The organism is Massilia sp. CT11-137 (assembly GCF_047302885.1).
Taxonomy (GTDB): Bacteria; Pseudomonadota; Gammaproteobacteria; order Burkholderiales; family Burkholderiaceae_D; genus Telluria; species Telluria orientalis.
The window spans coordinates 2,990,772-3,009,912 of sequence record NZ_JBKYMP010000002.1; the positions used below are offsets into that span (position 1 = coordinate 2,990,772).

Annotated in this window: 14 protein-coding genes and 1 pseudogene; 7 read left to right on the forward strand and 8 right to left on the reverse strand. The window is 68.1% G+C overall.

Annotated features, from left to right (window positions below; all coding sequences use genetic code 11):
- The first annotated feature begins 53 nt into the window (after positions 1 to 53).
- The gene (locus tag ACEN98_RS30190; RefSeq protein WP_413345987.1) at positions 54 to 224 is read left to right on the forward strand and encodes a hypothetical protein; all 171 of its coding nucleotides are present in this window, start codon (positions 54 to 56) and stop codon (positions 222 to 224) included.
- Positions 225 to 401: 177 nt separating this feature from the next.
- Positions 402 to 962 carry a M15 family metallopeptidase gene (locus ACEN98_RS30195; protein WP_413388510.1) on the forward strand — a complete coding sequence of 187 codons (561 nt, stop codon included), beginning with the start codon at positions 402 to 404 and terminating at the stop codon, positions 960 to 962.
- Here the strand turns inward: ACEN98_RS30195 and ACEN98_RS30200 are convergent.
- Positions 959 to 1,969: a hypothetical protein gene (locus ACEN98_RS30200; protein ID WP_413380429.1), complete on the reverse strand. Its 1,011-nt coding sequence runs from the start codon at positions 1,967 to 1,969 to the stop codon at positions 959 to 961. The genes ACEN98_RS30195 and ACEN98_RS30200 overlap by 4 nt on opposite strands.
- Before the next feature lie 168 nt (positions 1,970 to 2,137).
- Between ACEN98_RS30200 and ACEN98_RS30205 the strand changes: the two genes are divergently transcribed.
- Positions 2,138 to 3,667 (forward strand): sigma 54-interacting transcriptional regulator, encoded by a 1,530-nt coding sequence (locus tag ACEN98_RS30205; protein ID WP_413388511.1) that lies wholly within the window; start codon positions 2,138 to 2,140, stop codon positions 3,665 to 3,667.
- A gap of 9 nt (positions 3,668 to 3,676) precedes the next feature.
- Here the strand turns inward: ACEN98_RS30205 and ACEN98_RS30210 are convergent, their stop codons facing one another.
- The 7 genes and pseudogenes from ACEN98_RS30210 to ACEN98_RS30240 all read right to left on the reverse strand — a co-directional run bounded on the left by ACEN98_RS30210 (position 3,677) and on the right by ACEN98_RS30240 (position 11,960).
- Entirely contained in the window at positions 3,677 to 4,069 is a 393-nt protein-coding gene (locus ACEN98_RS30210) for a hypothetical protein (protein WP_413380425.1), read from the reverse strand.
- Between the two features lie 30 nt (positions 4,070 to 4,099).
- Positions 4,100 to 6,298: a protein kinase domain-containing protein gene (locus ACEN98_RS30215; RefSeq protein ID WP_413380423.1), complete on the reverse strand. Its 2,199-nt coding sequence runs from the start codon at positions 6,296 to 6,298 to the stop codon at positions 4,100 to 4,102.
- Between the two features lie 476 nt (positions 6,299 to 6,774).
- A complete protein-coding gene (locus ACEN98_RS30220) occupies positions 6,775 to 8,643 on the reverse strand; it encodes an AI-2E family transporter (protein ID WP_413380421.1) in 1,869 nt (622 codons plus the stop codon).
- Positions 8,644 to 8,762: 119 nt separating this feature from the next.
- On the reverse strand, positions 8,763 to 9,449 hold the full coding sequence (locus ACEN98_RS30225; RefSeq protein WP_413380418.1) for a methionine ABC transporter permease: 687 nt from the start codon (positions 9,447 to 9,449) through the stop codon (positions 8,763 to 8,765).
- Positions 9,442 to 10,215 (reverse strand): ATP-binding cassette domain-containing protein, encoded by a 774-nt coding sequence (locus ACEN98_RS30230; protein ID WP_413380416.1) that lies wholly within the window; start codon positions 10,213 to 10,215, stop codon positions 9,442 to 9,444. Before ACEN98_RS30230 ends, ACEN98_RS30225 begins: the two co-directional genes overlap by 8 nt.
- Positions 10,216 to 10,226: 11 nt before the next feature.
- Entirely contained in the window at positions 10,227 to 11,207 is a 981-nt protein-coding gene (locus ACEN98_RS30235; RefSeq protein ID WP_413380414.1) for an acyl-CoA dehydrogenase family protein, read from the reverse strand.
- Between the two features lie 127 nt (positions 11,208 to 11,334).
- A pseudogene (locus ACEN98_RS30240) lies at positions 11,335 to 11,960 on the reverse strand (LysE family translocator).
- 66 nt (positions 11,961 to 12,026) lie between these two features.
- On the opposite strand from ACEN98_RS30240, the gene ACEN98_RS30245 reads away from it, so the two are divergent.
- From ACEN98_RS30245 to cphA, 4 genes are all read left to right on the forward strand, one after another.
- The gene (locus tag ACEN98_RS30245; protein ID WP_413380410.1) at positions 12,027 to 12,872 is read left to right on the forward strand and encodes a metallophosphoesterase; all 846 of its coding nucleotides are present in this window, start codon (positions 12,027 to 12,029) and stop codon (positions 12,870 to 12,872) included.
- 255 nt (positions 12,873 to 13,127) lie between these two features.
- Entirely contained in the window at positions 13,128 to 14,531 is a 1,404-nt protein-coding gene (locus tag ACEN98_RS30250; RefSeq protein WP_413380408.1) for an amino acid permease, read from the forward strand.
- Positions 14,532 to 14,694: 163 nt separating this feature from the next.
- A complete protein-coding gene (locus ACEN98_RS30255) occupies positions 14,695 to 16,077 on the forward strand; it encodes an iron-containing redox enzyme family protein (protein WP_413388512.1) in 1,383 nt (460 codons plus the stop codon).
- A gap of 131 nt (positions 16,078 to 16,208) precedes the next feature.
- Positions 16,209 to 19,112, forward strand: coding sequence for a cyanophycin synthetase (cphA, locus tag ACEN98_RS30260; RefSeq protein WP_413388513.1), 2,904 nt, complete (start codon positions 16,209 to 16,211; stop codon positions 19,110 to 19,112).
- Positions 19,113 to 19,141 lie beyond the last annotated feature (29 nt).

Genomic DNA, 19,141 nt, shown 5'->3' on the forward strand with positions numbered 1-19,141 from the left:
CTTGCACGGGACCGGGCGGCATGAGATCGTAGGGGGCCACGACAGGAGAAAACATGCCGACAGCCATGAAGACACCCGGTCCCGACCATCCGATCACGATCACGCCGGCGCCGGGCCGCGTGACGGTGCGCGCCGGCGGTACCGTGCTCGCCAGCAGCGACCGCGCGCTCGCGCTGCGCGAAGCGGATTATCCGGACCGCGTCGATGCGATCGAGACCCGTTGAGCCCGGCGGTGAGGGGCCCGGCGGCGTGCCGTTCGACGAGTTCACGCTGACGGGACGCGCACGCACGCATGTCCAGCATTACGGGCAGATGCCGGGACAGCCCCGTTTTGCGGCGCGGCCCGAGGTCGCGGCGGCGTTTCTCGCGATGCGCGCGGCGGCCGGGAGGACGGTATCGACATGCTGCCGATCGCGTCGTGGCGGCCGTTCGAGGCCCAGGCCCGCAACTGGAACCGCAAATTTTCCGGGCAGGCGACATTGTACGATTGCGCGGGCGGTGCGCGCGACCACGGGGCGCTGGCGCCGCCGGACATCGTCCGTGCGATCCTCGACTGGACCGGGTTGCCGGGCGCGACGCGGCGCCACTGGGGCACGGACATCGACGTGTTCGACCGCGCCGCGCACCCGCCCGGCTACCGGACGAAGCTGCTGCCGCACGAGGCCGGACCGGACGGCGTGTACGCACGCCTGCATGCCTGGCTCGACATGCACGCGGCGCGCTTCGGTTTCTTTCGTCCGTACCGCACCCGCCGCCGCGGGATGTGCCCGGAACCATGGCACCTGAGCCATGCGCCGTCGGCACGGGCGGCGCTGGCGGCCATCGATATCGACATGGTCGCGCGCGCGGTCCGCGGTGCGGATCTGCTGGGCCGCGAGCTCGTGCTGGAGATGTTGCCGGACATTTTCCGCGACCACGTGCTGGACGTGGACCGCCCGGACGCGGGGATCGGCGGCGGTTAGCCGGCGTCCTGGCCGGCCGTGCGGGCAAGGCGGTGCACGCCGCCCGCATCGGCGCGGTCCGCGCGCACGGCGGGCGGCGCCAGGTGCAGGGTGGTGCGGGCGAGCGCGTCCATGCGCACGCCGAGCGGACGCCGCATCGGACCGGGTTCCAGGCGGGTAGCGAACATCCACAGGACGGGGTAATCGAGGGTCGTCGGCACGACCACGTTCAGGATCATCGCGAGTTGCCAGTCGGCGCACTGGAGGTCGTCGATAGAGATAAGCAACGGCTGGTTCGCCGCGCGATGCTGGACCAGCGCGCACAGGGCGGCCGTCTGCAGCAGCTGGGTGGCCGGCAGGGGCCACTCGGGCGGGGCGTCGATCAGGCCGACGCACGCGTCGACGTGGACCGGCGCCACACCCAGCGCGGCGCAACGGCTACGCACGAGGTCGGCCAGCGGGACGGCGTCCGTGCCGGCGCCGGCCTGAAGGCCGAGCAGGCCGAGCATCAGGTCGGCGGCCGTGTGGACGGCGGGGATGCGGGCGCGACCGCCGTCGAGTACGACGCAGGTGTAGCCGCGCGTCCGGGCGTCGCGGACGCCGAAGGACAGCAGCGGCGATTTGCCGGCGCCGGCGACACCCTGCACGTCGATGATCCGCCCGCGGCCGCCGGCATGGACCGCGTCGATGACTGCACGGCATTGCAGGCGCTCGACGTCCGAGATGTCCGCCGCGTCCGGCACGGGACGCGCGCGCGGCGCCTGGCGGGTCGGCTCCGGGTCGATCAGGGTCTCGACGCCGATGCCGTAGAACGCGGCCAGGTGGCGCACGGTGCGGTAGGGTACGGGCCTGCCGGATTCGGCGCGCTTGATGGCGGCGCGGGTGAGGCAGAGTCTGCGTTCCTGGAACTGTTCGGACAACGCCTCGCGTCCGCTGCGGCGCTGGCGCAGGGCTTTCAGGCTGTGCACGTCGAGCATGACGCGGGCGTCAAAGGGCTGGATGGGCGAGGAAGCGAGGTTGAATGTCATTGCACGTCCGGGAAAAGGCACCGCCCCGATGGCGGCGCTACTCATATTGCAAACGCCGTGCCATGGCGAAATCCGGGGAGACGGGCCCGATTTCGGCCCATCGGATGTTTCTGCGTGTAAAATTGCCATGTTTTTTACATGTAAAGCGATAACGTCGACGTTCCGCGCATGCTTGACTCCACCGAATATACCCAGACGTTGCAGCTGTCCGCGCAGGGGATGCCCGGACGGCCGCTGCTGGCGCTGACGATCCTCTGGCATCCCGACCCGGCGCGCATCGGCGAACAGTTCGTCGGCGATCCCGGCACGCTGGAAGTGAACCGCTACGCGCCGCTGTTCTATCGTCCGGGCCAGGCCGGCCTGCCGCTGGGCCACGGCACGATCTCGCGCGACCCCGTGCGGATCGTGCGCGGCGGCGATGGCGAGGGCGTCGTGGTGTATTTCCCGGCGACCCGCATGCCGGTCGAGCTGAACGGGCGGGCCGCGACGGGGCCGGTCCGGTTCGACGCGGCCGACGTCGCGCGCGGCCAGGTCCTGACGCTCGGCCGCGCCGTCGTCCTGTGCCTGCACTGGATGGACTGCCTGCCCAAGCACAACCCGGTGCCGGGGCTCGTGGGCGTGGGCGCCGCGGCGATCGCGCTGCGCGACCAGATCCGCATGGTGGCGCCGACCGACATCCCCGTGCTGCTGCTGGGCGAGACGGGCACCGGTAAGGAAATCGCGGCGCGCGCGATCCACGCGCTGGGCCAGCGCGCGCAGGCGCGGCTCGTCGCCGTCAACATGGCGGCGCTGAACGAATCGTTGGCGGCGGCCGAGCTGTTCGGCGCGGCGCGCGGCGCGTACACGGGCGCGCAGGAGCGCCGTGGCCTGTTCGCGGAAGCGGACGGCGGCACCCTGTTCCTCGACGAGATCGGCAATGCGCCGGCCAGCGTCCAGCCGATGCTGCTGCGCGTGCTGGAAGGGGGCGATTTCCGCCCGCTGGGCGCGAGCCAGGACCGCAAGACGACGGCGCGCCTGATCGCGGCGACGGACCAGGACCTCGACACGGCCGTATTCAACCAGGCCCTGTTGCGCCGGCTGGAGGGATTCGCGCTGCAACTGCCGCCGCTGCGCGCGCGGCGCGAGGACATCGGCGTGCTGATCGTGCACCTGCTGCAGGCGCATGGCGCGCAGCCGGTGCTGCCGCTGGAACTGGTGGTGGAGATCGCGTGCCACGACTGGCCCGGCAACATCCGCCAGCTGGGCCACACGTTGCGCCGCGCCGCGCTGCTGGTCCAGCACGGCGGCACGCCGCAGCTCGAACAACTGGTGCGCCTGACGCCGGCCCCGGCCGGCAGCGCGGCGCGCCTGGCGCCCGCGCCGGAAGCCCCACCGGCGCCCGCCGCCGCGCCCGGGACGCCGCGCCGCAAGCCGTCGGACATCACGGAGGCCGAAGTATTGCGGGCGATGGCGGCGAACGAGTGGAACATCCAGGCCGCGGCGCGCGACCTGGGCATCTCGCGGCCGACGATGTACAAGCTGCTCGATGCCCACCGCGAGATCCGCTGGGCGGAGCGGATTCCCGCCGATGAGATCGAACGCGCATTGGCCGCGTGCGCGGGCGACGTCGGGCGCTGCGCGGAAGTGCTCAGGACGCCGACGGAGTCGTTGCGGCGGGAAGTGCGGCGCCTGACGCTGGATCGCCTGACGCCAACGTAGACGACGCGATTAGTCGCACATCGGCGGCATCGTGCCGACGTCCACTTCCGGGTCCGGAAGGAAATAGAACGAACTGGTCCCGTCACTGTTGCTAGTCGAGAACGATACCGTGAATCCCCAAAGACCATGTTGCTGACCGACAACGACAGTCGAGTTCGCCTTAAGGTTGATGCGGTTGCCTTCGGTAAACGGCGACCCGCCATGGCATTTTGTCTCCATCTTCCCGCTGATCAGCACACATTCAGCGATGTCATCAGGTCCATCGAACTGGAATGTGATTTTGTCGCCCGACTGAACCTTGAGCGCGTCGCCATCGTGATGCGGGACGCCGTCCAGGCTCCAGGTGGCCGTGGTCTGGCCTTTGACGTAGGTGACCACAAGTTGATGGGTTTTTTGGGGCATGGTGTTCCTTTCGTTTGAACTGTGAGGCGATCAGTCTGGGTGGTAATTGGGATCGCGGCGTAGCGCCAGTAGATCTGGTTCCGCTTCGACGTACTTTGCCGGATAGCCGAGGCGGAGTGCTTCTGTGATTGCCGCGAGCGCCTGCTTACGGTCACCAAGCAGTTCATAGGCGAGGCCGGCGCGGAAATGAGCGTCGGCGTTCGCGGGAGCCAGTGACAACGCCCGTGTTATCAATGTCCGCGCCTCTTCCTGGTGGCCAGAGCGGGCCGCATACAGTCCCATGCGGGATACGAGCAGCACATCGTTCGGGGAGTGCTCGAGCCGTTCGGCCAGCAGGCGTCGTGCCTTGTCGTATGCCTGACGTGCCTCGTCGCCTCGTCCAGGGATCCACAGCAGAGTGTCAGCCAGGTTGGCCCAGTTCAGGTAGGATCCCGGCGCGCCGCGGGTCGGCGAGACGGCATTTTCGAACGCGCCGGCAGCACCGACGTAGTCGCCGCGTTTAAACAGGATGTTGCCAAGGGTTGCATAGAGATCGGCGCACGGACGTACTTGCAGACCTTGTTGAAGTACGCGCAACGTCTCGTCAGAGCGATTCTGGCGCATCAAAACGGCGGCCAGATTGGAATAGGATCTCACCGCATCCGGCTGCAGCGCAATGCTGCGACGAAATGCCTCTTCGGCGGCGGGAAGATTAGATTGTTCGTAGTACACAGAGCCCAGCGCGTCGAGGAAGACACGTTCGCGTGGAAACTGGCGGATCGCTTCCGTGATCGCGGATTCCGCAGTTGCATAGCGCCGGGCGTGGCGCAACGTTTCGATCTTACCCCACCACGCGAAAAAGTTGGAGGGATCGAGGCGAAGTGCTCGATCGTAGCTTGCGACAGCGTCATCCCGACGGCCCTGGAAGTCGCGCACCCAGCCTTGGGCGATGTACCCGAGCGCTAACTGATCGTTCAGTTTCAACGCCTGCTGCGCACCGGCATCAGCCTTGCGCAACCATGTTTCATCCTGGCGATCACCGCCATAGCGGATAATACTGACGAGCGATAAGCCGGCAACTGCCGCAGCACTATCAGGGCTCTGTTTCAAGATCCGGTTGAAATGCGTTTCTGCGTTCTCGAGGCTCCCGGGAAGATCCAGCAATTTGAGTGCGGCCAGGCCCTGTTCCATCTCCACCGCTTCAGAATAGGGGGCCAGCGCTTCGCTGAGCATCCCGAGCCTGGGTGCAACCTGCCACCACAGCCCGCCTGCAATCGCGAACCCGATCGTTGTGGCGATACCAATGTGCACGGCACGGCGGGAAAGGCGGTTCTTGAGCTGAAGAGTGTGCTCTTCTTGTGGGCTGGCCGAGCCGGGCTTGCCCCTCTTTTCTCTTAGGCGCCGCAGTGCTTCATCCATGGTTGTTACCCGCTGCTCGGGCTGTCGCGCCGTCATCGCCCGTATCAATGCGATCAATCTCGTATCGAGGCTGTCCGGATAATCCCACCCATCCGACGACGTCTGGATGAGAACAGCGGCAAGTGCCAGCCCATGCAGGGCCGCGAACGGCCGCTTGCCGCAGACGAGTTCGTACAGGATGACGCCGAGCGCATATACGTCCGCGCGCGGATCGGGCGTCGCGCCCTGCAGCCGTTCGGGCGCCATGTAGGCGATCGTGCCCTGGGGATCGGTCTGGCCGGTAGCTGCGACCTCGCCCAGCGACACGGTCTCGGTGGCCAGCGCGTCCTGGCGTAGCGCGAGACCGAAGTCGAGGATGCGCACGCGTCCACCGTCTTCGATCATCAGGTTCGACGGCTTGATATCGCCATGCACGAGACCGGATGCATGCGCGTCGCGCAGCGCCTCCGCCACCTGGCCTACCCAATCGAGAGCAGTCGCGAGATTGACTGGGCCTCCCCGCAGAATCTGTGTCAGCGTGCGGCCATGCACCAGTTCCATGACGATGAATTGACTAATGCCGTCATCCTCAATGGCGTGCACCTTCACGAAGGCGGGATGATGCAGCGACGCGGCCAGGCGCGCTTCACGCACGAGGTCCGCGCTTGCCATCGAGCCGTGCCGTATGGTCTTGATCGCGACGCTGCGGTGCAGGCGAGTGTCCCATGCTTCGTAGACTACGCCGAATCCGCCCTCGCCGAGTCGGGCGCGCAGTTCGTAGTGTTCGGGACGACCGGAGCCGGGAACGACGTTCGATGTGCCAGTCGTATCAGGATGAGTAGACGCTGCCATGACCCGCAAAAGTGATGTTTGGAAACATTATAGCGACAAGGCAACTCTTTGAAAGCAGTTTCGCGATTCGTCCGATAACCACGTAGAAGAGTGCCCGTCCACCCGGTGTTGAAGTAGAGGGATTGCAAGTGGGCGTTACGCCTCGGCACCGGAAAACGCCATGTTTGGCAGCGCCGATCGTGTCGGGCGGAATCGGCCGACCGCGCTTGTGCTAGCAGCCGATTCTGTACCAGATGAGATCCGATTGGGAAGGAAATTTGTCCGGTTGCCGTTCCACCAGCTCAATGAGGCGGAGTGAGCAGCGAGAAATGCCGAGCCGGGAACGATGGGCATCGTTGCGGGCATAGCGAATCGTCTATTTATCGATTGCCTTGTTCAGGTTGAACATGTCGTCATGGCGTCTATACATCAAGTTGCCATATAGAAATATCACATCAGATAATGAACGAAATGGTGTAGCGATTTCTTCGACGCGCTCACCCGCGCGGCGCCCGCTCCGGCGCCACGAACGCCAGCGCTTCCTCGAACGAGCGCAACACGATGTCGACATGCTCCTCGACCGTCGGCTGCGGCACGGACGACTGGTCGAACGGCAGCTTGACGGTGGCGAGCAGCGCATCCGGCAGGTGGGTGCGCAGTTCCGTGACGGCGTTCAGCCAGTCCCCGAGCCGGTCCTCGACGGGGTACGGCAGGATCACGGTGGAGATGAGCTCCGCCTTTTCCGGACCGGGCCGGTCGGCCGTGCCCAACAGGGTGCTGCGCGCATCGATGTTGGCGTCCCGCAGCGCCGACACGAGCAGTTCGGCGAGCAGTTCGTCCCGTTCCGCCGCGAGGGCGGCGCACAGCACGACGGAGTGCGCGGGCACGTCCAGCGAGCCCTGCCAGCGGCCCTGGCGGGTCTCGCGCATCTGGCGCAGGTAGGCGCCCAGGTTGGCGTCGAGCAGCGAGACGTCGCGGCGGCGCCGCGTGCGCGCGGGCGTGCGGCCTTCCGGGTTCAGGGTCGCCGCCACGCGGCCCATGGCGGCGCGCATGGTTTCCATCTGGCCCGCGTCGATGCGGCCCGCGCGCATGTCGGCGCCGGCCAGGGCGAGGCCCGGCAGCAGCACCTTGTCGCAATAGCGCGCGAAGCTGGCGCGGCGCAGGTAGGCGTGGGCGTCGCGCACGATCGTGTCGCTGTCCGCCGTCAGCAGGCGCTGGTACAAACGCTGGGCGCCCGAGACGTTGGGGGCGTCGCCCAGCAGGATCGTCACCGGTTCCAGCCCGCGTACGTGGCGGCCCGCCACGACGAAGCACAGGGTCAGCGGCGTCGACAGCAGCAGGCCCACCGGCCCCCACATCGCGCCCCAGAACACGGCCGAGACGATCACGGCGAGCGGCGACAGGCCCGAGCTGTGGCCGTAGACCTTCGGTTCGACCACGTTCGCGACGAACAGTTCCAGCGCGACGAACAGGGCGATGCAGGACAGGGCCAGCTGCCAGCCGGGGTCGATGGCGGCGACGAACACGGCGATGACGGCGCCCGCCGCCATCACGCCCAGGTAGGGCACGAAGCGCAGCATGCCGGACAGCGCGCCCCACAGGCCCGCGTGCGGTACGCCGGCCAGCCACAGCAGCACGCCGATGAGGGTGCCGAACGTCAGGTTGACGGTGAATTGCGACAGGAAGAAGCGCGACACGCCTTGGGCCGCGTCGCCCAGGGTGCGGATCGTGCGGTTGATTTCGGTCTGGCCGGCGAGCCGGATCAGGCGGTCGCGCAGCGATTCGTGTTCGAGCGAGATGAAGACGAGCAGCACGAGCACGAGGCCCGCTTCGCCCAGCGGTCCCCACGCCATCGCGAACAGGCGCGCGAGCGAATCGCGCGTCGTCAGGCGCGGCTGGCGGATCTCGACGGGCAGCGGCTGCGTCGGGCTGACGGTCACGGTGCTCATGCCGCGCCGGCTGCTGACGGTGCCGCTCTGCTGCGCCTGCGGCTGCACGGCGCTGATCTCGGCCTCGATGCGGGCGAACGGCCGCTCCGTCATCTCGCGCACGGCCGCGACCTTGGTGCGGATCGCGGCACGGTATTTCGGCAGGTCGCCCGTCACGGCGACGAGCTGGAACGCGAGGACGATGCCCAGGCCGACCACGCACGTGCCCACCATCAGCACGGACAGCATCGTCGCCGGTACCTGGCCCAGGCCGATGCGCCGCAGCGTGCGGATCAGCGGGGCGATCACGAGGCTGAGGATGACCGCCAGCGCGAGCGGTTCGAGGACGTCGCGCCCGAAATACAGCAGACCGAGCACGCAGCAGGCGGTAACGATCGAGCTGGAAGTCAGGTGCTTGAACAGAGTGGATTCGCGCATTCGCGGCCGCAAGCGGGAATGGCAGCCATCCCGAAGAGATAAAACCGCCAATGTAGCAAAAAACGTGGCCGGCAATCAAATTTCTATGCAGAAATTTCCATTTATCGTGAGAGGCGGGGTCAATCTGTCCTCGCGTAGCCCGCCTGGCGCTTGTCCAGCCGCCGCGCGAAGCGGTCGCCCGTGAGCTGGATGACCTGCACGAGCGCGACCAGCACGACGACGGTGAACACCATGATGTCCGTCTCGAAGCGGTAGTAGCCGTAGCGGATGGCGAGGCCGCCGATGCCGCCGCCGCCCACGACGCCGGCCGCCGCGGCGTACGAGAGAAAACCGATCGCGAGGGCAGTCAGCGCCAGCACGAGGCCGGAGCGGGCTTCGACCAGCAGCACGCGGGTGACGATCTGCAGCTCGGACGCGCCCATTGCCCGCGCCGCCTCGATCACGCCGCGCGGCACGTCGCGCAGGGTCTGTTCGACGAGGCGCGCGAAATACGGGACGGCGGCGATCGACAGCGGCACGGAGGCCGCGAGCGGCCCGATCGAACTGCCGGCGATCAGCCGGGTAAGCGGCACGAGCGCGACGAGCAGGATGATGAACGGGAACGAGCGGATCGTGTTCACGGTCCACCCGAGCAGCAGCGCGAGGGGACGGTTGCGCAGCGACTGGCCGGCGCCGACGACGAACAGGACGACGCCGAGCGGGCCGCCGAACAGCACGGCGGCGCACACGCCGATACCGAGCATGGCCAGGGTCTGGCCCAGCGCGACGGCCAGGTCGGGCAACAGGTCGATGAGACTCTCAAGCATGGAGGACTCCTGGATGGAACAGCGCACCGGCTTCGGTGGCGTGGAACGCGAGTTCGCGGCCGAGGGGTGTGACGCGCGGGGCCGTCGTGTCGGCGGGGGCGAACGTTTCCGCGACGACGCCGTGTTCGATCACCGCCACGCGGTTGCACAGCGCCGCCAGGGCGGGCAGTTCATGGCTGACGATGACGATCGTGACGCCGAGATCCGCACTCACGGTGCGCAGGGTGGCGAGCAGGGCCCGCGTCGCTTCCGCATCGAGGGCGGACGTCGGCTCGTCGCACAGCAGGACCTCGGGCTGGCTTGCGATTGCACGGGCGATGGCCGCGCGCTGTCTCTGGCCGACGGACAGGCGTGCCGGATACTCGTCCGCCCGCGCCGCCAGGCCGACGAGCTCCAGGCACGCCTGCACGCGCCGGCGCAGGCGCGGAGGATTCAGCATGCCGTGCAGGCGCAGCGGGAACGCGACGTTGTCGAACACGGTCAGGTTCTGCAGCAGGTTGTCGTGCTGGAAGATCATGCCGATGTTCTGGCGCGCGGCGCGCAGGTCGCGTTTCGACAGCCGCGCCAGGTCGCGGCCCGCGACGACGACGGCGCCGCTGTCCGGCCTCTCCAGCAGGTTGATCGTGCGGAGGAGGGTCGATTTGCCGGCGCCGCTCTGGCCGGCGATGCCGAAGACGTCGCCGCCCGCCACGTGCAGCGATACGTCGCGCAGCACGGGGTCGGCACCGAAGGATGTGCGCACGCGGTCGAGACGGATGATGGTCATGGCGGCCCCCGTCACGGGTATGCGGCGGGTTCGGGCAGCGTGCCGCCGAGGGCGTGGCGGCCGATCCCGATCGCGGCCTTGTGCGCGACGACCTTCGCTTCCGCGGCCGCCAGCGCGACCTGGCGCCGTTCGCGTCCCGTCAGATGGTGGCCGCGCGCGAACGCGTCGTCCAGCGCCGCGGCGGCGCCTTCGGCCAGCACCTGCGCGGGTCGCACAAGCATCTGGAACCACGGCTGCGCCTCGCCGCGCGCCGCCTCCAGCGCGCCCTCGGCGAGGCCGACGTACACGTTCGCGACGATCATCTGCGCCACCTGCGCGCGCAAGGCCGCCCGCGGCGTGGCTGCGCGGGCGGCCGGCTGCAGCACGTCGTCTTCCGTCAGCTGCACGCCGGTGAACGTCACGGTGCCGCTGGCGGCGTGGCGCAGGCCGAACGCGTTCCAGTCGGCGTGGACGGCGACGCCATCCCGCTGCGTGGGCAGCACGGCGACCAGCGTGCCGTGCGCGAGCGGGTCCCAGGCGCACACGGTGAGCCGGTCTGACCCGACCGAACTTGCTGCACAAGCCTTGGCGCCGTCCAGCACGTAGCCGCCCGCCGTCGGCCGGGCGACGAGGCGTTGGTCCAGCGGGTTCAGGGTCTCGCCCCAGAACACGTCGTGCTCGATGGTCTCGAACAGCAGGCGGCGCTGCTGGCGCGCGTTGCCCGTCAGGCGGATGCCGGCGATCTGGAGGTGGTGGAGGCCGAGCCGGTGGGCGAGGGCGCCGTCGGCACGTGCGACGATGCGCACGACCTCGCCGATCGTCTTCCAGCTCGCCCAGAGGCCGCCGTATTCGCGCGGCACCGGGAGGGCGAGCAGGCCGGAAGCGCGGATCCACTGCCGCCCGCGCGCCGCCAGGTCGTGGGCGGCGGCAATGGGGTCATACGGGTCGGACGCCAGGGCCGGGTGGGCGTAGCCGTCCGACGATGCGGGAACCGGGTGTAGTGCCAGATGCATGGTCGATCTCCTTCAGCAGAGTCGGCCCAGTATGGCAAACGGGGGACTCCGCGTGAACGAAGATATTCGCCGTTCGATATATGACGAACGTTAAAACGAAAAGCGACTATGTATCCGAGGGATGCCGTCAGCGCGCCACGATCAGGCGCAGGCCGAGGGCGATGAAGATCGTGCCGGCGATGCGGTCGAGCCATTGGCCGGCTTTGGGGCGGCGCGCGAGCCACTGGCCGATGGCGCCGGAAAAGAAGCCGAGCAGGCCGAACAGGACGACGGCCTGCAGGGTGAACGTGAGGCCCAGCAGCGCCGTCTGCAGGTTGGCGTCGCCGCGCTGGGCAACGACGAACTGGGGCAGGAACGACAGGAAGAACAGGGCGACCTTCGGATTGATCGCATTCGCCACCAGCCCCTTGAAGAACAGCGCGCGGGCCGGGTCGGCGGCGGCATGCGCCGTGTCGACGCGGGCGCCGCCGCGCTGCGGATGGCGTGCCAGCCCATCCACGCGAGATACAGGCCGCCGCACACCTTGAGCGTCGTGAACGCCAGCGGCGACGCGGCGATGAGGGCGGACACGCCCACGACGGCCAGCAGCGTGTGCGACAGGCACCCGAACGCGCATCCGAGCCCGAACGCGATGCCGCGCACCCGGCCCTTCGCCACGCCCACGCTCAATACCATCATGTTGTCCGGCCCCGGCGACAGGGTCAGCAGGATGGCGGCGGCGAGGAAGGCGAGGAACTGGTCGGGTGTCAGCATGGTAGCCCTGGGCAAAAAGGCAATGTTACCTCACCGGGGGCGCAGTTGGTGTAAAGTGCGGGTCCTATGTCCAGTCACAAGCACGAGCAACCTCTGCGCAATGCGTTCGAACGCGTCCTGAATGCCGCCCTGCTGAGGGGCTTCGTGGCCGGGATGAGCTACCGGCTCGGCGGCCTGGGCAAGGTACGGGTGACGCGCCAGCAGGTGGAGCTGGGCCCGGAACGCCGGCTGGCGCAGCCGCTGCGCATCGGTTTCGCGTCCGATTTCCACGCCGGCCCCACGACGCATCCCGCCGTGTTCGACGACCTGCTGGCCGCGATCCGCGCGGAAGCGCCGGACGTGATGCTGCTGGGCGGCGACTACGTGTGTTTCGATGCGGAGAACGTGGCCGTCCTGGCGGACTTCATTGCGGGCGCGCGGGCCCCGCTGGGCACCTATGCCGTCATCGGCAACCACGACACCTGGAACGGCCGCGGCATCATCGAGGACGCGCTGCGCGCGGGCGGCGCCGAGGTGCTCGTGAACCGCAACGTCGCGCTGCCGGCGCCGTTCGGCGGCGTCAGCGTGTGCGGCATCGACGATCCGTGGACCGGGGCGCCGTCGGCCGGCGCCACGTTCGCCGGCGCGGGCGCCGTCCGGATCTACCTCACGCATTCCCCCGACGGCTTGTACCGCCTGCAGGGCCAGCGCTTCGACGTCGCCTTCGCCGGCCACACCCACGGCGGCCAGATCGCGCTCCCGGATGGTGCGCCGCTGTTCCATCCCAGCGGCCCGTGCTCGCGCGATTTCTGCTACGGCCGCTACGACGTGCCCGGCAACGGCCCGCTGATCGTCAGCCGCGGCATCGGCTGTTCCGGCATTCCGCTGCGGCTGAATGCCGATCCGGAACTCCTCATTTGCACGTTGCGCTAGGCGTTCCTGGCCGTTTTTTGCGGTTTCCCAGCTTCTACACCTTGAAATATTGAGTATTTCCTTTGATTCTGGATAACAGAATGGCGATAATGTGACGCCGCCAGGCTGGCGACCGGCATTGTTCTTGCATGCCAGTCCCGGCGGCCCGAGCCCAGGAGGAGACCCCCTTCGGCGGATGTATGTGCAGGTTATCGCCTGCCCGCCGCGCATAACAATCAGGGACCGGGATCTATCTACTATCGATTGGAGAAAGCAGTGAGTCTTTTCAGAACCAAGAATCTCGACAACATGGTCGCAGCCTCCCGTACCCCGGGCGGGCTGAAGAAAGTGCTGGGGCCAACCGACCTCATCCTCATGGGCATCGGGGCGATCGTCGGCACCGGTATCTTCGTGCTGACCGGTACCGGCGCATTGACGGCCGGTCCGGCGTTGACGGTGTCGTTCATCGTCGCCGCCATCGCGTGCGGCTTCGCGGCCATGTGCTACGCGGAGTTCGCGTCGACCGTGCCGATCGCCGGTTCGATCTATACCTACAGCTATGTCGTCCTCGGCGAACTCGTCGCCTGGATGATCGGCTGGGACCTCCTGCTCGAATACGGGCTGGCGACGTCGGCGGTGGCCGTCGGCTGGTCCGGCTATTTCCAGTCGCTGATGGGCGGCTTCGGCATCACGATTCCCGAGATCCTGTCCGCCGCGCCGGGCGCGGTGCCGGGCGTGCACAGCGTGATGAACCTGCCGGCGCTGGTCATCATGCTCGTGCTGACCGCGATGCTGTCGTACGGCGTGCGCGAATCGGCCCGCGTCAACAACGTCATGGTCGTCATCAAGATGATCGTCGTGCTGCTGTTCATCGCCGTCGGCTTCAAGCACGTCACGCCGGCCAACTGGCATCCGTTCGCGCCGTTCGGCGGCACGGGCATCATGAGCGCCGCCGCCGTCGTGTTCTTCGCGTTCATCGGCTTCGACGCCGTCACGTCGGCCGCCGAGGAAGTCAAGCGTCCGGAACGCGACCTCCCGATCGGCATCATCGGCTCGCTGACCATCTGCACGATCCTGTACGTGATCGTCGCCGCCATCATGACCGGCATCGTCCCGTTCCAGATGTTCAAGGGCATCGACCACCCGGTGTCGCTGGCCCTGCAGCACGCGGGCGAAAACTGGTTCGCCGGCTGGATCGACCTGGGCGCGATCCTCGGCATGACCACCGTGATCCTGGTGATGGCCTATGGCCAGACCCGCATCATCTACGCGATGTCGCGCGACGGCCTGCTGCCGGCGAAGCTGTCCACCGTGCACCCGAAATTCGGCACCCCGTTCTTCGCGACGTGGGTGGTCGGCATCCTGTTCGGCCTGATTGCCGCGTTCGTGCCGCTGAACGTGCTGGCCGAGCTCGTCAACATCGGCACGCTGGCCGCGTTCTGCCTCGTCTCCGTCGCCGTCATCGTCCTGCGCAAGAAGCGGCCGGACCTGAAGCGCGCGTTCCGCTGCCCGGGCGTGCCCATCGTGCCGGGCATCGCCGTCGTGTTCTGCCTGGCGCTGATGTCGTTCCTGTCCGCGATCACGTGGGTGGCATTCCTCATCTGGCTGGTGCTGGGCCTGCTGGTGTATTTCGGCTATGCCCGTTCGCGTTCCTTGCTGAGTGGCGTGACGCAGCCGTAATTCGGCGTGACTTTGCAGAAGCGGCGCTGCGGCGCCGCTTTTTTATTCTGCAACGATATATTTTTTGTAATCCCTGTCCGACATTCTGGAGGGAAGCGTACCGATTACGCCAAGTTGGCCGGGTCCGCATAATCTTGGTAGAACATTTACCAAAAGATTTGTTATGACCTCCACTTTTGTCGTCGACAGCCCGGCCCGCGCGACGGGCCGGGACACCCGCCCGGTCCAGGTATCGTCCGCCAGGGATTTGTACTTCGCGCTGATGGACAACCCGGCCGCGGCCCTCGAGGCGTCCCGCGCATTCCTCGCGGCACAGATCGAAGTCGCGCGCGCCGAACCGTGCGAACTGCCGGATGCGGTGTGGCAGCTGCAGGGCTGGATCCAGGGCCGTGCCGAATCGGTCGGCATCGCGTACCGCGAATACCTCGCCGCGCGCAAGAATGGCGCGCCGCGCCGCTATTTCACGAACAAGTCGCATGCGCTGTACTTCCTGAAGGGCGTCGCGCCCACGAAGCTCGTCGACGGCGCCTGGCTGTACGGCACCCTGTCGCGCTGGGAGAATCCGGACTTCCACCCCCTGATCAAGACCTATCTCGAAGAGCTGGGCGACGGCGTGCCGGACAAGAACCACGTCACGCTGTACCGCCGCCTGCTCGCGGCGCACGGCTGCGAACACTGGGAGACGCTGCCGCCGGACCACTTCGTGCAGGGCGCCATCCAGCTCGCGCTCGCGTACAACGCCGACGCCTTCCTGCCGGAAGTGGTGGGCTACAACCTCGGCTACGAACAACTGCCGCTGCATTTGCTGATCACGTCGTACGAGTTGAACGAACTCGGGATCGATCCGTATTACTTCACGCTGCACGTCACCGTGGACAACGCCGGCAGCGGCCACGCGCACAAGGCCGTGCAGGCGCTGCGCCACCTGATGGCGCAGTCGGGCGACCCGGCCGCGTTCTTCCGGCGCGTGCTGGACGGCTACCGGCTGAACGACCTGGGCGCGTGCACGACCTCCGTCATCGGCGCCTTCGATCTCGAAGCCGAACTGGTCGAGATCTTCGGCGCCAAGGCGGCCATCGGCAAGAACATGCACTCGGATTACTGCCGCGTGGCCGGCCGCTCCGTCAACGACTGGCTCGGCGATCCGCAGCAGATCCCCGACTTCCTCACGAAGCTGGAGGAATCCGGCTGGATCCAGCGCGGCGAAGACGTGGAGCAGAGCCGCTTCTGGCGCCTGATCCAGGGCGAGCGGGCGGAGATGTTCGGCGTGTTCTCGAGCTACGAGCAGCAGGTGCTGCGCGACTGGATCACGACCCCGCGCGACGCCAGCGCCGCCGCGCGCACGACCCGCGTGCTGAGCCACCGCGCGCGCCAGCGCACGCTCGACAGCCTCACGCAGCATGCCCAGCGCAGCGGTTATCCGGAGCGGGGCCTGATCCGCCGCCGCCCGCGGGCACCGGCGGCGACTCCGAACTGCACCAGCTGGAACAGCGCGTGGCGGCGGCCGCCGGCAAGCCGGAGGCGATGGCCATGCTGGCGCAGCTGATGTCGCCGTCCGTGCACCACACGGCGATCGGCCTGATGGCCACGCGGATGTATTCGCAGCTGCTGGACGCTTGAAATGAACGCAGCGGCGCGCCCGCGCGCGCCGCGACGACCGACAAACAAGGGATTCCTGTGCACATACTCGAACAACGCTTCTTGCGCGGACCGAACATCCACGCCGCCACCCCCTGCCTGCTGTCCGTGCTCGACCTGGACGATCTGTACGGCGTCTCGACCCGCGACCTCCCGCAATTCAACGAGGCGCTGCTGGCCCTGTTGCCATCGCTCGCGGACTACCTCGTTCCGACGGGCCAGCCGGGCGGCTTCGCCCAGCGCCTGCGCGAGGGCACGTATCTCGCGCGCGTGATCGAGCATGTGACCCTGGGCCTGCAATGCCTCGCGGGCGCGCCCGTCGCGTTCGGGCGCACGCGTCCCGTGACGGGCGAGCCGGGCCAGTACCGCATCGTCTGCGCCTACCAGCTCGAAAAGGTCGCGCAGCCGGCGTTCGCGCTGGCGGTGGACATCGTCGACACGCTCGCGCACGGCCACGCATTCGACCTGGCGCCGCGCCTGGAAGAGTTGCGCGAGATCGCAGAGCACTACGCGATCGGCACGAGCACGGCCGCCGTGCTGGCCGCCGCGCAGGAGCGGGGCATTCCCGTCTCGCGCATCACGGAAGACGCGAACCTGTTCCAGTTGGGCTGGGGCGTGAAGCAGAAGCGCATCCAGGCGACGATCACGGGCGACACGGGCACCATCGCCGTGCGCATCGCCAGCGACAAGCAGCTCACCAAGCAGCTGTTGCACGAGGCGGGCGTGCCGGTGCCGCAGGGCGAGACGGTGACGACTGTCGAAGACGCGCTGCGCGTCGCCCATGACATGGCAAATAAGCTGAACGCGCCGGTGACCGTAAAACCGCTGGACGCGAACCAGGGCAAGGGCGTCACGGTCGCGTGCCGCACGGATGAAGAAGTCGAGCAGGCCTACGCGTACGCGCGCAAGTTCGGCCGCCACATCATCGTCGAACGCTTCGTCGAAGGCGCGGATTACCGCGTGCTCGTCGCGGGCGGCAAGGTGGCGGCGGCGTCGCTGCGGCGGCCCGCGCACGTCGTGGGCGACGGCACGCACACGGTGCGCGAACTCGTCGATCTCGAGAACCGCAATCCGGCGCGCGGCGCGGGCCACACGAACATCCTCACGCAGATCGCGCTGGACGCCCATGCGGAAGACCTGCTGCGGCGCCAGGACCTCGTCCCGGACACCGTGCCTGCCGCCGGCACGACGGTGTATTTGCGCGGGAACGCGAACCTGTCCACGGGCGGCACGGCCGAAGATGTGACGGACCTGCTGCCGGAATCCACGCGCCGCCTGTGCGTGCGCGCGGCCGCGAAGATCGGCCTGGACGTGGCCGGTATCGACATCGTCTGCCGCGACATCGCCCAGCCGCTGGCGGACCAGGGCGGCGCCGTCATCGAAGTCAACGCGGCACCCGGCATCCGCATGCACCAGCATCCCAGCGGCGGCACGCCGCGCGATGCGGGCGACGCCATCGTCCAGGGCCTGATGGGCGAGTCGGACGGGCGCATCCCGATCATCGCGTGCACGGGCACGAACGGCAAGACGACGACCACCTTGCTGATGGCGCACACGGTGCGCCTCGCGGGCAAGGTCACGGGCGTGACGACGACGCACGGGGTCTACATCGCCGGCAAGGAAGTCACGAAGGGCGATTGCACGGGCTACTGGTCGGCGCGCACGGTGCTCGCCTCGCCGGACGTGGAGTTCGCCGTGCTGGAGACGGCGCGCGGCGGCATCCTGAAACGCGGCCTCGCCTTCGACCGCTGCGACATCGGCATGGTGCTGAACGTATCGCCCGACCACCTGGGCCTGGACGGCGTCGACACGATCGAAGACCTCGCGCAGGTGAAGGCCGTGGTGCCGCTGTCGGCCAGCCGCGCCGTCGTGCTGAACGCCGAGGACCCGTTGTGCGTGGCGATGGCGCGCCGCGTGCATCCGGACGTGGAGATCGTGTACTTTGCGATGGAGGCGGACAGTCCCGTGCTGCTGCGCCACCTGGAAGAGGGCGGCCGCGCCGTCTACTTCCAGGACAATTCGATCGTCGTGGCGGATGCCACTTACCACCAGGAGCTGGTGCGCGTGGAAGCGATGCCGATCGCCTTGGGCGGCCGCGCGCGCTACAACATCGCCAACGGTCTCGCGGCGGCGGCGGGCCTGATGGCGGCCGGCTTCAGCAACCTGCAGATCGCGACGGGGCTGTCGACGTTCGTCAGCGACGGCAAGACGAACCCGCTGCGCACGAACGTGTTCGACGTGCGCGGCGTGACGGTCATCGTCGATTACGCGCACAATCCGGCCGCGTATGCCGCGCTGGCCGAGATGGCGCGCTCGCTGCTGCCCGGCCAGCTGGTGGGCATCGTGACGGCACCGGGCGACCGGCGCGACGCCGACCTGCTGGAAGTGGGCCGCGTGTGCGCCGGGCGCTTCGACGAACTGGTCGTGTACGAATCGTCGAGCCGCGGGCGCGCTTACGGCGGCGCCGTCGACCTGATCCTGCAGGGCGCCGAGGAAGTCGTCGGCAAGACGGATACCCTGCACCGCGAACTCGACGTGGGCGAGGCGATCCGCCTCGGCCTGTCGCTGTGCCGCCGCGGGACGTGCTCGTGTTCGCGTGCGGGTCGTCGCTTGACGTGTTCGTCGAGGCGATTCGGCAGACGGACCCGGAAAGCGCGGCGCGCATCGCGGCGCAGGTGGGGTAAAGCCGCTCAGCGCCAGTTGCGGTCGTGCCCGAGGCCGTATGCAAGCATGGCCACGCCGGCGCCGAACACGAGCGCCATCGTCGCCACGCCCAGCGCCACGCTGATCAACACCGTGTTCGCGTCGCGCCGCGTGGCGCCGCGCAGCTTGAGGAGGGGCGCGAGTACGGTGACCGCGCCGAGTAGGCCCAGCGCGGGCGCCGAGACGATCGTGGCCACGACGACGACCGCCTGGTGCACCAGCACGAAGCGGCCGCGTTGATATTGTGAGGGGCGGTCTGGTTCTGTCGA

Bases quoted from the DNA above. Each gene is read 5' to 3' on its own strand.
- ACEN98_RS30190 (WP_413345987.1), top strand. From the start codon at position 54: ATGCCGACAGCCATGAAGACACCCGGTCCCGACCATCCGATCACGATC.
- ACEN98_RS30195 (WP_413388510.1), top strand. From the start codon at position 402: ATGCTGCCGATCGCGTCGTGGCGGCCGTTCGAGGCCCAGGCCCGCAAC.
- ACEN98_RS30200 (WP_413380429.1), bottom strand. From the start codon at position 1,969: ATGACATTCAACCTCGCTTCCTCGCCCATCCAGCCCTTTGACGCCCGC.
- ACEN98_RS30205 (WP_413388511.1), top strand. From the start codon at position 2,138: ATGCTTGACTCCACCGAATATACCCAGACGTTGCAGCTGTCCGCGCAG.
- ACEN98_RS30210 (WP_413380425.1), bottom strand. From the start codon at position 4,069: ATGCCCCAAAAAACCCATCAACTTGTGGTCACCTACGTCAAAGGCCAG.
- ACEN98_RS30215 (WP_413380423.1), bottom strand. From the start codon at position 6,298: ATGGCAGCGTCTACTCATCCTGATACGACTGGCACATCGAACGTCGTT.
- ACEN98_RS30220 (WP_413380421.1), bottom strand. From the start codon at position 8,643: ATGCGCGAATCCACTCTGTTCAAGCACCTGACTTCCAGCTCGATCGTT.
- ACEN98_RS30225 (WP_413380418.1), bottom strand. From the start codon at position 9,449: ATGCTTGAGAGTCTCATCGACCTGTTGCCCGACCTGGCCGTCGCGCTG.
- ACEN98_RS30230 (WP_413380416.1), bottom strand. From the start codon at position 10,215: ATGACCATCATCCGTCTCGACCGCGTGCGCACATCCTTCGGTGCCGAC.
- ACEN98_RS30235 (WP_413380414.1), bottom strand. From the start codon at position 11,207: ATGCATCTGGCACTACACCCGGTTCCCGCATCGTCGGACGGCTACGCC.
- ACEN98_RS30245 (WP_413380410.1), top strand. From the start codon at position 12,027: ATGTCCAGTCACAAGCACGAGCAACCTCTGCGCAATGCGTTCGAACGC.
- ACEN98_RS30255 (WP_413388512.1), top strand. From the start codon at position 14,695: ATGACCTCCACTTTTGTCGTCGACAGCCCGGCCCGCGCGACGGGCCGG.